The 12,122-nt window shown below is 68.4% G+C and carries 13 protein-coding genes; 6 read left to right on the top strand and 7 right to left on the bottom strand.

Annotated elements, in window-relative coordinates:
• Nucleotides 1-29 precede the first annotated feature (29 nt).
• The gene (locus ACRAQ3_RS07655) at nt 30-578 is read right to left on the bottom strand and encodes a peroxiredoxin (RefSeq protein WP_269396356.1); all 549 of its coding nucleotides are present in this window, start codon (nt 576-578) and stop codon (nt 30-32) included.
• 204 nt (nt 579-782) lie between these two features.
• Here ACRAQ3_RS07655 and lipA point away from each other — a divergent pair, with 204 nt between their 5' ends.
• Nucleotides 783-1,739 (top strand): lipoyl synthase, encoded by a 957-nt coding sequence (lipA, locus tag ACRAQ3_RS07650; protein ID WP_432256223.1) that lies wholly within the window; start codon nt 783-785, stop codon nt 1,737-1,739.
• A 30-nt stretch (nt 1,740-1,769) separates the two neighbouring features.
• Here the strand turns inward: lipA and ACRAQ3_RS07645 are convergent, their stop codons facing one another.
• From ACRAQ3_RS07645 to ACRAQ3_RS07635, 3 genes are all read right to left on the bottom strand, one after another.
• Nucleotides 1,770-2,672, bottom strand: a complete 903-nt coding sequence (locus tag ACRAQ3_RS07645; protein ID WP_432256222.1) for a c-type cytochrome — start codon at nt 2,670-2,672, stop codon at nt 1,770-1,772.
• Nucleotides 2,669-3,139 carry a c-type cytochrome gene (locus ACRAQ3_RS07640; RefSeq protein WP_085896572.1) on the bottom strand — a complete coding sequence of 157 codons (471 nt, stop codon included), beginning with the start codon at nt 3,137-3,139 and terminating at the stop codon, nt 2,669-2,671. The genes ACRAQ3_RS07645 and ACRAQ3_RS07640 overlap by 4 nt, the downstream gene beginning before the upstream one ends.
• A 91-nt stretch (nt 3,140-3,230) precedes the next feature.
• Entirely contained in the window at nt 3,231-3,413 is a 183-nt protein-coding gene (locus ACRAQ3_RS07635; RefSeq protein WP_269396353.1) for a hypothetical protein, read from the bottom strand.
• Between the two features lie 122 nt (nt 3,414-3,535).
• On the opposite strand from ACRAQ3_RS07635, the gene ACRAQ3_RS07630 reads away from it, so the two are divergent.
• Complete coding sequence (locus ACRAQ3_RS07630) at nt 3,536-3,985, top strand: type II toxin-antitoxin system RatA family toxin (RefSeq protein ID WP_269396352.1); 450 nt, start codon at nt 3,536-3,538, stop codon at nt 3,983-3,985.
• On the opposite strand, the gene ACRAQ3_RS07625 is transcribed toward ACRAQ3_RS07630, so the two are convergent.
• From ACRAQ3_RS07625 to ACRAQ3_RS07615, 3 genes are read right to left on the bottom strand one after another with little or no spacing between them, the layout of a single operon-like run.
• Complete coding sequence (locus ACRAQ3_RS07625; RefSeq protein WP_085896575.1) at nt 3,970-4,452, bottom strand: CinA family protein; 483 nt, start codon at nt 4,450-4,452, stop codon at nt 3,970-3,972. The two genes, ACRAQ3_RS07630 and ACRAQ3_RS07625, sit on opposite strands and share 16 nt — an antisense overlap.
• A 2-nt stretch (nt 4,453-4,454) precedes the next feature.
• Complete coding sequence (locus tag ACRAQ3_RS07620) at nt 4,455-4,952, bottom strand: phosphatidylglycerophosphatase A family protein (protein WP_432256221.1); 498 nt, start codon at nt 4,950-4,952, stop codon at nt 4,455-4,457.
• Nucleotides 4,949-6,100, bottom strand: coding sequence for a bifunctional 2-C-methyl-D-erythritol 4-phosphate cytidylyltransferase/2-C-methyl-D-erythritol 2,4-cyclodiphosphate synthase (locus ACRAQ3_RS07615; protein ID WP_432256220.1), 1,152 nt, complete (start codon nt 6,098-6,100; stop codon nt 4,949-4,951). The genes ACRAQ3_RS07620 and ACRAQ3_RS07615 overlap by 4 nt, the downstream gene beginning before the upstream one ends.
• A 199-nt stretch (nt 6,101-6,299) precedes the next feature.
• On the opposite strand from ACRAQ3_RS07615, the gene dusB reads away from it, so the two are divergent.
• The 4 genes from dusB (at nt 6,300) to ACRAQ3_RS07595 (ending at nt 12,121) form a co-directional block, all read left to right on the top strand.
• On the top strand, nt 6,300-7,298 hold the full coding sequence (gene dusB, locus ACRAQ3_RS07610) for a tRNA dihydrouridine synthase DusB (RefSeq protein ID WP_432256219.1): 999 nt from the start codon (nt 6,300-6,302) through the stop codon (nt 7,296-7,298).
• Nucleotides 7,295-8,371 carry a two-component system sensor histidine kinase NtrB gene (locus ACRAQ3_RS07605; protein ID WP_269396348.1) on the top strand — a complete coding sequence of 359 codons (1,077 nt, stop codon included), beginning with the start codon at nt 7,295-7,297 and terminating at the stop codon, nt 8,369-8,371. The genes dusB and ACRAQ3_RS07605 overlap by 4 nt, the downstream gene beginning before the upstream one ends.
• A complete protein-coding gene (locus ACRAQ3_RS07600) occupies nt 8,371-9,741 on the top strand; it encodes a response regulator (protein ID WP_269396347.1) in 1,371 nt (456 codons plus the stop codon). The genes ACRAQ3_RS07605 and ACRAQ3_RS07600 overlap by 1 nt, the downstream gene beginning before the upstream one ends.
• A gap of 130 nt (nt 9,742-9,871) precedes the next feature.
• Nucleotides 9,872-12,121, top strand: coding sequence for an ATP-binding protein (locus tag ACRAQ3_RS07595; protein ID WP_432256218.1), 2,250 nt, complete (start codon nt 9,872-9,874; stop codon nt 12,119-12,121).
• The last annotated feature ends 1 nt before the right edge of the window (nt 12,122 follow it).

The raw sequence follows: 12,122 nt of genomic DNA, 5'->3' as shown, positions 1-12,122 counted from the left end.
CGCGTTCCGCGCGATCCACCCGTGGGGGATCAGGCGGCCTGCTCGCGCGAGGCCTCTTCGAGCCATGCGAGAACGTTTTCCGGCGAGGAGACGCCGTAGGGGTCCTCGGGGTGGTTGTCGCACAGGCCCGGCTCCTCGAACCACGCCTCGACGCGGCCGTCGTTGATCACGGCGGCATAGCGCCACGAGCGCAGCCCGAAGCCGAGATTGTCCTTGCGCACCAGCATGCCGGCGCGGCGGGTGAACTCGCCGGAGCCGTCGGGGATCACCTCGACATTCTCGAGGTTCTGGGCGCGGGCCCACTGGTTCATCACGAAGGCGTCGTTGACCGACATGCAGTAAATCGCGTCGATGCCATGGGCGCGGAACGCCTCGACGTTCTTCTCGAAGCCGGGCAGCTGGTAGGTCGAGCAGGTGGGCGTGAAGGCGCCGGGCAGCGAGAACAGCACCACGCGCTTGCCCGCGAAATAGGAGGCGGTGTCGCGCTCTTCCCAGCGGAACGGGTTGGGGCCTTCGATGCTCTCGTCGCGCACGCGGGTGCGGAAGGTCACGTCGGGAATACGGGCGCCGGGCTGCATGGGCATGCTCCTGTCTGTCGGTTCGGAAAGGTTCGGGGCGTGACTTAGGAAATCGAGCCGGGCTCCGCAATGCTGCGATGCGGCGGATCGGCCATCGCGGCAGGATGCATGGCGGGGTTGCAGCAGCCGCCGGGCCAAGGGGCCGAGCCGCGTTGCGCCCGTACGTCATGGGGCCTATGTATCGACGAGGCCAAGAGGAAAGGCATGACCGTGCGCGACCTGAAGATCCCCGGCGACCGCCACCCCGAAAAGGCGCGCCGCGCCGACAGCGCGCCGCAGCCCAAGAAGCCGGACTGGATCCGGGTCAAGGCGCCGACATCGGAGGGTTACAAGCAGACCCGCGACATCATGCGCGAGCACAAGCTGGTGACGGTCTGCGAGGAGGCGGGTTGCCCCAATGTCGGCGAATGCTGGAGCCAGGGCCACGCCACCATGATGATCATGGGCGAGATCTGCACCCGCGGCTGCACCTTCTGCAACGTGGCGACGGGGCGGCCCGACGCGCTCGACGTGTTCGAACCGGGCCGCGTCGCCGACGCGGTGAAAAAGCTCGGCCTCAACCACGTGGTGATCACCTCCGTCGATCGCGACGACGTCGATGACGGCGGCGCCGCGCATTTCGCGCAGACGATCCGCGCGGTGCGGCGCCAGTCCCCCGGTACCACGATCGAGATCCTGACCCCGGATTTCCTGCGCGCGAAGCCGGGATCTCTGGAGGTGGTGGTCGAGGCGAAGCCGGACGTGTTCAACCACAACCTCGAAACCGTGCCCGGCCTCTACCCGGAGGTGCGGCCCGGCGCGCGCTATTTCCACAGCCTGCGGCTGTTGCAGCGGGTCAAGGAGCTGGACCCGTCGATGTTCACCAAATCGGGCATCATGGTCGGTCTGGGCGAGGACAAGCAGGCCGTGCATCAGGTGATGGACGACATGCGCGCCGTCGACATCGATTTCCTGACCATCGGCCAGTACCTGCAGCCGACGCCCAAGCACCACGCGGTGGACCGCTTCGTCACGCCCGAGGAATTCGCGAGCTACGAGAAGGCGGCGCGCGGCAAGGGCTTCCTGATGGTCTCGGCGACGCCGCTCACCCGGTCGTCCTATCACGCGGGCGAGGATTTCGCGCAGCTGCGCGCGGCGCGGCTGGCCCGTCTGGGCACCTGATTTCGGTCGTATCGAAGAATTCGCCGCCGATCACTCGGCGGCGGGTTCGATCGCCGGCACCGCCTTGAGATAGGCGGCGATGGCCGCGCGATCCTCGTCGGGCAGCTTCGCGAGCTCGGACACCACTGCCGCCATCTCGCCGCCCGCGGTATCGAATTCCGGCGTGAAGCCGGTGCCGAGGTAATAGGCGATCTCGCCCTCGGACCATTTGAGCCCGCCGGGGGTGATGTTCGGAATGCGTCCATCGCCCGAGGGGTTGGGCGCGCCGCCGAGCCACTGCGCGTGATCGAGCCCGCCCAAGGGCCCGCGCGGCGTGTGGCATTCGCCGCAATGGCCCAGCGCCTCGGCGAGGTAGCGGCCGCGCGCGGCGGGCTCCGGCAGATCATCCTCGATCACCCAGCCTTGTCGCAGGTTGAGCGTCTTCCACAGTCCGACGCCGCGTCGGATCGAGAAGGGGAATGGCACCTCGTGCGGCAGGTTTTCCTGCGAGGAGGGTGGCAGGGTCCGCAGATGCGCCACGAGATCGCGCATGTCCTGCGGATCGGCCATGGCATAGGCGGCATAGGGCAGGGCGGGATAGTAATGCGCGCCCGAGGGCGACACCCCGCGCATCACCGCATCCATGATCTCGGCGTCGGACCAGCCCCCCACGCCCTGCGGCGATGGCGAGATGTTAGGCGCATGGAAGGTCCCGAAGGGCGAGACGAAGGCCATGCCACCCGCCAGCACGGGGGCCTCGCCGATATCGGTCTCGGGCGCGACATGGCACGAGGCGCAGCCCGCGGCCGCGAAGACCAGCGCGCCGCGCTCGGGATCGCCCGGCGGCCCTTCGACCGCCGAAGCCGGCAGCGGCTCGGGCGAGGTGAGCATCCAGCCCACCCCGCCCGCCAACAGGATGATGGCGATCGCCGCCCCGAGCGCGCGTCTGATCATTCTTCGGGTTTGCGGTAATCTTCGTGGCAGCTACCGCATGCCTCGCCAAGTGGACCCATGGCCGCCTGCAGGGATGCCAGATCGGTGCCGGCGGCTTCCTCCATCTTCATCGCGGCCTCGTGCAGCGCCTCGGTCTTGGAGTTGAAGTCGTCCATGTTCTCCCAGATGGCGGGAAGGGCGCGGCTCTCCTCGAGATCCTCGCTCGACGAGCCCTCGACCCAGTAGAACCTCTGATCGATGGAGCCGAGCGCGGCGAGGTTGCCGGCGGCGGCGGCGGCCATCTCGGCGTCGTAGGGCTGCTCTTCCTTGGCCATCGCGCCGAGCATGCCGATATTGAGCCCCATGAGCTTCATGTGACCCTCGCGCAGCGATTGCGCGCGCTCGGGGTCGAGCCCCTGGGCCAGCGCCATCGGGGCAAGGGCGGCAATGACGAGGCTGCCGGCGAGAAGACGGAACGAACGTGTCATAACGGTACTCCAAAACTTCCGGTGATCGTGTGCGTTACCGTAGCGTAAGAAAGGCTCACTCCAAAGCTGAATCACGCGCCCGTTATCTGCATTATCGCATGAAAGATGTGCGGCCACCGGGCGTTACGGTCAGCGCCTCGGGCCAGCCCCAGATTCGCTCGATGCCCACCAGCAGCAAACACAGCAGGATCACCCCGGCGATCAGCGCCATCTGGCGCGGCGAGGGGGGATGCCGTGCCCAATGCGCCAGCCGCAACAGCCAATGGATGTTCATCGCGCTCTTTCCCTGTCGTTTCCGGGCCCCAGATCGGTGCCGAGACGAGGTGCCGCATGACCGGCGGGGTTGATCTCCACCACCGCCGGGGCGAGATGGGACCACACAGGAAGGAAAGATCGATGCCGACACATTCCGAGACCCGCACGCTGCCCTACAGTTCGCAGCAGATGTACGACCTGGTCGCGGATGTCGGCAACTATCCCAAGTTCCTGCCATGGACCGCCGCCGCGCGGGTCCGCTCGGTGACGCCGGAGGGCGATCACGAGGTGATGCTCGCCGACATGGTGATCTCCTTCAAGGTATTCCGCGAACGCTTCGGCAGCCGGGTGACGCTCTGGCCCGAGCAGAAGAAGATCCACACAGAATACATCGACGGGCCGTTCCACCACCTCGTCAGCAACTGGAACTTCCGCGATGTCGAAGGTGGCTCCGAGGTGCATTTCGACGTCGATTTCGAGTTCCGCAACAGGCTCTTGCAGGGCGCGGCGGGGCTGTTCTTCAACGAGGCGATGCAGCGCGTGGTGCGCGCCTTCGAACGGCGCGCGCAGGAGCTTTACGGACGCCGCTGAGCCTTGATCGCGCCGATCACCGCCGCGATGGCGTGATCGCGCGCGAGGCTGCGCACCGTGTCGCGGCCGCGTGCCCCGAATTCGACCGTCTCGGTCTCGCAGCCCGAGGCGGTCGCCACCCCGAAACAGACGCGGCCCTCGGGCTTGTGCTCGGAGGCGCCGGGCCCGGCGATGCCGGTGATCGCGACGGCGATGTCGGCGCCCGAGCGTTCCAGCGCGCCGCGCGCCATCTCGTCCGCGACCTGCTCGCTCACCGCGCCATGCGCTTCGAGGCTCTCGGCGCTGACCCCGAGGAGCGCCTGCTTGGCCGCGTTGGAATAGGTGACGACGCCCCAGTCGAAGACGTTCGAGGCGCCCGGCGTCTCGGTGATCGCGGCGGCCACCATGCCGCCGGTGCAGCTCTCGGCGGTGGCGACGCGCAGCCCCGCCTCGCGCGCGCCGTTCACCAGTCTCGCCGTGTCGCCCATGCTCAGCCTCCGAAGATCATGACGCCATGCGCCAGCACCGCGAGCACAACGACGCCGAGCGCCGCGAAGATCCCGGCGACGACGTCGTCCAGCATCAGCCCAGTCACGTCGCCGCGCCGGTCCATGCGGCCGACGAGCCCGGGCTTCCAGATGTCGAACAGCCGGAACAGCACGAAGGCCGCGATCCAGCCGGGCCAGAGATCGAGCACCGGCGCGCCGACATGGGCCGCGCCGAACAGCACCGGCCAGATCGCGATCCACTGGCCCGCCACCTCGTCGATCACGACGTGGGAGGGGTCGTGATCTCCCGACCGGGCGGCTTCGGCGCGGGCGGCGGGAAAGCCGAGCCCCAGCGCCAGGGCGATCATGGCGAGCATCAGCCACGGCCCGCCGATCCAGTGGATCGGCAATGCCGCCGCGAGCGCCGCGAGCGAGCCCCAGGTGCCGGGGGCCGGGCGGATCAGCCCACTGTAGAAGAAGGTAGCGATCAGCCGGCTCATGCCTTCACCAGCGTCGCCGTGGCCATGGCGGCGATGCCCTCTTCGCGGCCCGGAAAGCCTAGCCGCTCGGATGTGGTCGCCTTGACGCTGACCCGGCCCGGCTCGATCTGCATGATCCGCGCCAGCTCCGCGCGCATCGCCTCGGCATGCGGGCCGATCTTGGGCCGCTCGCAGATCAGCGTGACATCGCAATGCGTTATGGCAAAGCCTTCAACCCGCGCGAGATCGGCGGCATGCGCCAGAAATATCTCCGAACGGGCGCCCTTCCACTGGGGGTCGGACGGCGGGAAATGCTGGCCGATATCGCCATGGGCCAGGGCGCCATAGATCGCATCGGTCAGCGCATGCATGCCGACATCGGCGTCGGAATGGCCCTTCAGCCCGCGATCATGCGCGATCTCGACGCCGCAGAGCCAGAGGCTCTCGCCCGCCTCGAAGGCGTGCACGTCGAAACCGTTGCCCGTTCTTACATCCATGTCGCACCCCAATATCCTCTCGGCGCGGATGAAATCCTGCGCATCGGTGATCTTCAGATTGTTCTCGTGGCCCGGCACGACCGTGACCGCAAGCCCGGCGGCGCGGGCCACCGCAACGTCGTCCGCGGCGGGCGGGCCCTCATGTGCCTGATGCGCCTCGAGGATCGCCTCGAAATCGAACCCCTGCGGCGTCTGCGCCCGCACCAGCCCCTCGCGCGAGGGGGCTTCGGCGACCGCACCGTCCTCGACCCGCCACAGCGCGTCGGTGAGCACCAGCCCCGGTGCCGCGGCCGGGCCGTGATCGAGCGCGGCGATCACCGCCTCGATCGTTTCGCGCGGAACCAGCGGCCGCGCGGCGTCGTGGATCAGCACCCGGTCCGGCGCCAGCGGCGCCAGCGCCTCGAGCCCGGCGCGCACCGAATGCGCCCGCTCGGCGCCGCCCGGCACCACGAGCTCGGCCATCGCCTCGACCGCTGGGTAGCGTCCCATCGCCTCGGGGTGCAGCACCAGGCAGATCGGACCGAAACCGGCGAAGGCCTCGATCGTGCGTGCCAGCACCATCCGACCGCCGAGATCACGCCATTGCTTGGGCAGTCCGCCGCCCGCGCGCAGGCCGCGTCCCGCCGCCACGATCACGATGGCCGGGCCTTCGGCCCGGGAAGTTGGTGTCAACGGGGGCACTTTGTCTCCTTCACGCGGCCGCCGGGCTTGTGTAGGGGCTGGCATGAGGCGGTGCAATTCCATCCTTTTCGGCAAACATCTGCATATATTTTGTGCAAACGCGATATGCTGAGGCAGTCTTGTACCCCCTGCGATTGTGGCGCCTCGTGGCGACCCGTAGATCACTCCCAGACGCACAGGTTTTAGGCAAATGACACCCGCCCCGCTTTCCCGTATCGATCTCGGTTCCGGCGTGTCGCTGGACGCACCGGTGGCGCTGGCGCCGCTGGCGGGGATCACCGACCTGCCGTTCCGCAGCCTCGTCGGCTCTTTCGGCGCGGGCTGGGTGGTCTCGGAGATGGTGGCGAGCCAGGAGATGGTGCAGGCCAAACCAGGCGTGCGGGAGCGGGCCGAGCTGGGCTTCGAGCGCGCCGATACCGCCGTGCAGCTTGCCGGTCGCGATCCCTACTGGATCGCCGAGGCCGCCCGCATGGTCGAGGCGAACGGCGCGAAGCTCATCGACATCAACATGGGTTGCCCGGCCAAGAAGGTGACGGGCGGGCTGTCGGGCTCGGCGCTGATGAAGACGCCGGACCATGCGCTGCGGCTGATCGAGGCGGTGGTCGGCGCGGTCTCGGTGCCGGTGACGCTGAAGACCCGGCTGGGCTGGGATGACGACATGCTGAACGCGCCCGAGATCGCGCGGCGCGCCGAAAGCGCAGGCGTGCGGATGGTGACGATCCACGGGCGCACCCGCTGCCAGTTCTACAAGGGATCGGCCGATTGGGCCGCGATCCGAAAGGTGCGCGAGGCGGTGTCGATCCCGGTGATCGCAAATGGCGACATCACCGACGCGGCCACGGCCCGGCAGGCGCTGGCGCAATCCGGCGCATCCGGAGTGATGATCGGCCGCGGCGCGCAGGGACGCCCCTGGCTGCCGGCGCAGGTCATCGCGGCGCTGCGCGGCACGCCGGGCCCGAATGTCCCGCAGGGACGCGACTTCATCGACATGGTTTCAGGACATTACGAGGCGATGCTCGCGTTCTATGGCAGCACGCTCGGCGGCCGTGTCGCGCGCAAGCATCTGGGCTGGTACATGGACGAGGCGGGCACGCCCGAGGCGCTGCGCCGCGAGGTGCTGACCGCCGCGCCGGTACGGGTGCTGGGGCTTCTCGGACTGGCGCTCGATGGCGAAAGGCGGGCGGCATGATCCACGATACCGCGCTGTGGAACTCGTTGCCGGTCCCGGCGCTGCTGCTGGATTCCCGCGACGCCATCTCCGACGCGAATTCGGCGGCCGAGCTGTTCCTCAACCTGTCGCAGCGCAGCCTCGTCGGGGCCCCGGTCTGGGACAAGGTCTCGATCGACGCGCCGCTCGCGGAGGCCTTCGCCCGCGCCCGGTCGCAGAAAAGCTCGCTCTTCGTCAACGACGTCGATGTCGGTTCGGGCGAGCGCCCGGCGATGCAGTGCTCGATCCTGTTCGCACCGCTCACCGGCTCGGACGGCATGATGCTGATGATGATCTCGCCGCGCGAGATGGCCAATCGCCTGACCCAGCACCAGGCCACCGGCAAGGCCGCGAAATCGGCGATCGGCATGGCCGAGATGCTGGCGCATGAGATCAAGAACCCGCTGGCGGGCATCACCGGCGCGGCGCAGCTTCTGTCGATGGGGCTCTCGGCCGAGGATCGCGAGCTGACCGACCTGATCGTCGAGGAAAGCCGCCGCATCGTGAAGCTGCTCGAACAGGTCGAGCAGTTCGGCAATCTGCGCCCGCCCGCGCGTCGGCCGGTCAACGTGCACGACGTGCTCGACCGGGCGCGGCAATCCGCGGCGGTGGGCTTTGGCGCCCACATGGAATTCATCGAGGATTACGACCCCTCGCTGCCGCGCGCGATGGTCGATGGCGACCAGTTGCTGCAGGTGGTGCTGAACCTCGTCAAGAACGCCTGCGAGGCGGGCAAGCGCGGCGGCAAGATCCGCCTGCGCAGCTTCTACGAGCCATCGCTGCGGGTGCGCCAGCCCGACGGCAGCCAGGCGCGACTGCCGTTGCAGATCGAGATCCAGGATGACGGGCCGGGACTGCCGCCCGAGATCGCGGCCGAGGTGTTCGAGCCCTTCGTTTCGGGCCGCGAGAACGGCACGGGGCTCGGCCTCGCTCTGGTTTCCAAGCTCGTGGCCGAGAATGGCGGCTGGATCTCGGTCGATTCCGCGCCCGGCCGGACCGTGTTCCGGATCTCGCTGCCACGCGCCAAAGACGCCTTACCAAGCGGAGAAAACTGATGGACGGAACGATCCTGGTCGCCGATGACGACCGCACCATCCGCACCGTGCTGACCCAGGCGCTGACCCGCGCCGGCTGCAAGGTGCATGCGACCTCTTCGCTGGTCACGCTGATGCGCTGGGTCGAGGAGGGCAAGGGCGATCTGGTGATCTCCGACGTGGTCATGCCGGACGGCAACGGCATCGAGCAGCTGCCGAAGATCTCCGAAGCGCGGCCCGGCCTGCCGGTGATCGTCATCTCGGCGCAGAACACGATCATGACCGCGATCCAGGCCGCCGAGGCCGAGGCCTATGATTATCTGCCCAAGCCTTTCGATCTGCCGGACCTGATGAAACGCGCCTCGCGCGCCCTGGAGGCCAAGCGCCGCGCGCCCGCGCCGCGCGAGACACCGAGCGAGACGGCGGCGGGCGGCGATCTGCCGCTGGTGGGCCGCACCCAGGCGATGCAGGCGCTCTACCGGCTGGTGGCGCGGGTGATGAACACCGCGCTGCCGGTGCTGATCACCGGCGAAAGCGGCACCGGAAAATCGCTGATCGCGCGGGCGATCCACGATTTCTCGGACCGCCGTTCGCTGCCATTCGTCACCGTCTCGGCCAGCGACCTGTCGGGCATGGACGGCCCCGGCGCGGTGCTGAGCCGGGCGCGCGGCGGCTCGATCCTGTTCGACGAGGTCGGCGATCTCGACGGCGACGCGCAGGCCCGGATCGTGCGCATGCTCGACGCGATGGGCGACAGCGCGCCGCGCATCATGGCCAGCTCGCAGGGCGATCTGGCGCGGCGCATCGAGGCGGGCGATTTCCGCGAGGATCTCTATTACCGCCTCGCCGGCGTCACCATCGCCGTGCCGTCGCTGCGCGAGCGGGTCGACGACATTCCGCTTCTGGCCGAGCACTTCCTGCTGCGCGCCGAGCGTGACGGGCTCGGACCGCGCCGCCTGTCGCCCCAGGCCACCGAGATGATCCGCGCCTATTCCTGGCCCGGCAACGTGCGCCAGCTCGAGAACGCGGTGCGCCGACTCGTGGTGACCTCGACCGAGGAGGAAATCACCCGTGCCGACGTCGAGACGGTGCTGGGCGGACAGCCGGCGGCAGAGCCGCTGCGCGGCGGCGGCGAGGGGGAGAAGCTCTCGGCCAGCGTCGAACGGCATCTGCGGCGTTATTTCGACCTGCATGGCGGGCAGCTGCCCCCCGTCGGACTTTATCAGAGGATTCTCAAGGAGATCGAGACGCCGCTGATTGAAATCGCGCTGGATGCGACCGGCGGAAATCAGGCGAAATGCGCCGATCTTCTGGGCATCAATCGCAATACGTTGCGCAAGAAGATCACCGACCTCGATATTCGCGTGACACGACGCCGTAAGTTGATGTAAAACCGCAACAGAACCGTGACCCCCCGGACGCATGGCCGGGGTGAGATCATGGCGATGAGGCGGCGGAACTTGCGTTCCCATCAACGGGGCAGGGTGCTTGAGGCGGTTATCGACCTCCCGATTCTCTCGCGTGACGCGCTGGCGACGCCAGCGGCGGGTGCAGAACGCTGCGACCTTGTCGTTGGTCGTTCTCGGGCCGTTGCTGGCCTTCGCCACCTTCTGGGTGCTGGGACCGCTCGACCAGGGTGCCAGCTCGCCGATGCTGCGCCTCGTGCTTCTGGGCGATCTGGTCTACGCGCTGGTCGTGGCGGCGCTGGTCTCGTTCCGCGTGGCGCGGATGATCTCGGCGCGGCGCGCGCGCTCGGCGGGCTCGCGGCTGCACTTGCGGCTCACCGGCGTGTTCGCGCTGATCGCGCTGATCCCCACGGTGCTGGTCGCCGTGTTCTCGGTGCTCACCATCAATGTCGGCCTCGAGGGCTGGTTCTCGGAGCGGGTGCGCACCGTGCTCGGCGCCTCGCTCACCGCCGCGCAGGCGTATGAGGAAGAGCACCGGCAGGACCTGTCGCGCGACGGGCTCGAACTTGCCGCCTTTCTCGACGCGGAGCGCGAGGCGCAGCCCTTCCTGTCGGATGGCGAGGTGCGCCAGGCGCTCGGCCGGGTTCAGAGCCAGATCGAGCGGGGGCTGACCGAGGCCTTCGTGATCAACGGGGCGGGCGAGATCCGCGCCCGTGGCGCGCGCAGCTACGAGTTCGATTTCGAGCGTCCGGCGCGGGAGATCTTCCGCCGCGCCGATGCGCAGGGCATCGCCATCGTCGAGGACTGGGTCAACAACGAGTTCCGCGCGTTGATCCCGCTCGAGAACTTCACCGACCGCTATCTCTACGTGACGCGCGAGGTCGATGGCGGGATCCTCGCGCTTCTGGACGACACCCAGCAGACGGTCGAGCTGTACCAGCAGCTCGAAGCCGAGCGCGGCCGGCTGCTCTTCGAGTTCGGCCTGCTGTATCTGGGCTTCGCGGTGATCCTGATCCTCGCGGCGATCTGGCTCGGGCTGTGGTTCGCAGAGCGGCTGTCCAAGCCGGTGGGGCGGCTCGTCTCGGCCAGCCAGCGCGTCGGCGCGGGCGATCTCGACGTGCGGGTAATCGAGGAGGAGGGCGATGACGAGATCGCCCAGCTCGGCACCTATTTCAACCAGATGACCACCGAGCTGAAGGCGCAGCGCGACCGGCTGCTCGACAACACGCGCCAGATCGAGGCACGGCGCCGGCTGTTCGACAGCGTGCTGGGCTCGGTGACCTCCGGCGTGATCGGCCTCGACGCCGAGGGCCGCGTGGATTTCGCCAACCGCTCGGCGCTGCGGCTTCTGGGCATCACGGTGCTGCCCGAGGCGGCGACGCTGGCGATGCTGGTGCCCGAGTTCGAGCCGCTGTTCGGATCGTTGCGCGACGAGGGGCGCGACGCGGTGCAGGAACAGCTGCGGCTGGTCCGCGACGGCAGCCAGGAGGTGCTTCTGGTGCGGATGGCGCCACGGCGGGCCGATGACGGCGCGCTCGAAGGCTATGTCGTGGCCTTCGACGATGTCAGCGATCTCGTCTCGGCGCAGCGCATGGCCGCCTGGGGCGACGTGGCGCGGCGTATCGCGCATGAGATCAAGAACCCGCTGACGCCGATCCGGCTTTCGGCCGAGCGGATCCAGCGCAAGTTCGGCCGCCAGCTTGGCGAGGCGGATGCGCAGGCGCTGGCGCAGATGACCGAGGTGATCGTGCGGCAGACCGGCGATCTGCGCCGCATCGTCGACGAGTTCTCGAAATTCGCACGCATGCCCGAGCCCGATCGCAGCCGCAACGACCTGGCCGCGCTCTTGCGCGACGCGGTGACGCTGCAGGAGGCCGGGCAGCCGGAGGTGCGCTTCGAAGTGGATCTACCGACGCAGGCCGTGCCCGCCGAGATCGACGCCACCATGATCACGCAGGCCTTCACGAACCTGATCAAGAACGCCGGTGAAGCCATTGAAAGCGCAATTGAAAAAGGCATGGGGGAGGGGCTTTCCCCGACCATCCGCGTGACGATGCAGACCGATGCCGCCGAAGCGCGCATCAGCATCGCCGACAACGGCATCGGCCTGCCCGAAGACCGGGCCCGGCTGTTCGAGCCTTACGTGACGACCCGCGACAAGGGCACTGGTCTCGGCCTGCCTATCGTGAAGAAGATCATCGAGGAGCATGGCGGCAGCCTGTCCCTCGTCGACGCGCCAGCCTTCGAGGAGGGCGCCCACAAGGGCGCCATGGCGGTCATCACCCTTCCCGTTCTGGGCCAGGGTCATGGCGAATCGGGGGACATCGAGAAGACCGGGAAACCGGCATTGCAGGCAACAGCATGAG

It is taken from the genome of Limimaricola sp. AA108-03 (assembly GCF_050847355.1).
In the GTDB taxonomy this organism is placed as follows: domain Bacteria; phylum Pseudomonadota; class Alphaproteobacteria; order Rhodobacterales; family Rhodobacteraceae; genus Limimaricola.
This window is presented reverse-complemented; position numbering and strand designations above follow the sequence as displayed.

What these genes read in the sequence shown, in the direction of transcription:
- ACRAQ3_RS07655 (WP_269396356.1), bottom strand. Translation starts at nt 578, where the DNA reads ATGCAGCCCGGCGCCCGTATTCCCGACGTGACCTTCCGCACCCGCGTG.
- lipA (WP_432256223.1), top strand. Translation starts at nt 783, where the DNA reads ATGACCGTGCGCGACCTGAAGATCCCCGGCGACCGCCACCCCGAAAAG.
- ACRAQ3_RS07645 (WP_432256222.1), bottom strand. Translation starts at nt 2,672, where the DNA reads ATGATCAGACGCGCGCTCGGGGCGGCGATCGCCATCATCCTGTTGGCG.
- ACRAQ3_RS07640 (WP_085896572.1), bottom strand. Translation starts at nt 3,139, where the DNA reads ATGACACGTTCGTTCCGTCTTCTCGCCGGCAGCCTCGTCATTGCCGCC.
- ACRAQ3_RS07635 (WP_269396353.1), bottom strand. Translation starts at nt 3,413, where the DNA reads ATGAACATCCATTGGCTGTTGCGGCTGGCGCATTGGGCACGGCATCCC.
- ACRAQ3_RS07630 (WP_269396352.1), top strand. Translation starts at nt 3,536, where the DNA reads ATGCCGACACATTCCGAGACCCGCACGCTGCCCTACAGTTCGCAGCAG.
- ACRAQ3_RS07625 (WP_085896575.1), bottom strand. Translation starts at nt 4,452, where the DNA reads ATGGGCGACACGGCGAGACTGGTGAACGGCGCGCGCGAGGCGGGGCTG.
- ACRAQ3_RS07620 (WP_432256221.1), bottom strand. Translation starts at nt 4,952, where the DNA reads ATGAGCCGGCTGATCGCTACCTTCTTCTACAGTGGGCTGATCCGCCCG.
- dusB (WP_432256219.1), top strand. Translation starts at nt 6,300, where the DNA reads ATGACACCCGCCCCGCTTTCCCGTATCGATCTCGGTTCCGGCGTGTCG.
- ACRAQ3_RS07605 (WP_269396348.1), top strand. Translation starts at nt 7,295, where the DNA reads ATGATCCACGATACCGCGCTGTGGAACTCGTTGCCGGTCCCGGCGCTG.
- ACRAQ3_RS07600 (WP_269396347.1), top strand. Translation starts at nt 8,371, where the DNA reads ATGGACGGAACGATCCTGGTCGCCGATGACGACCGCACCATCCGCACC.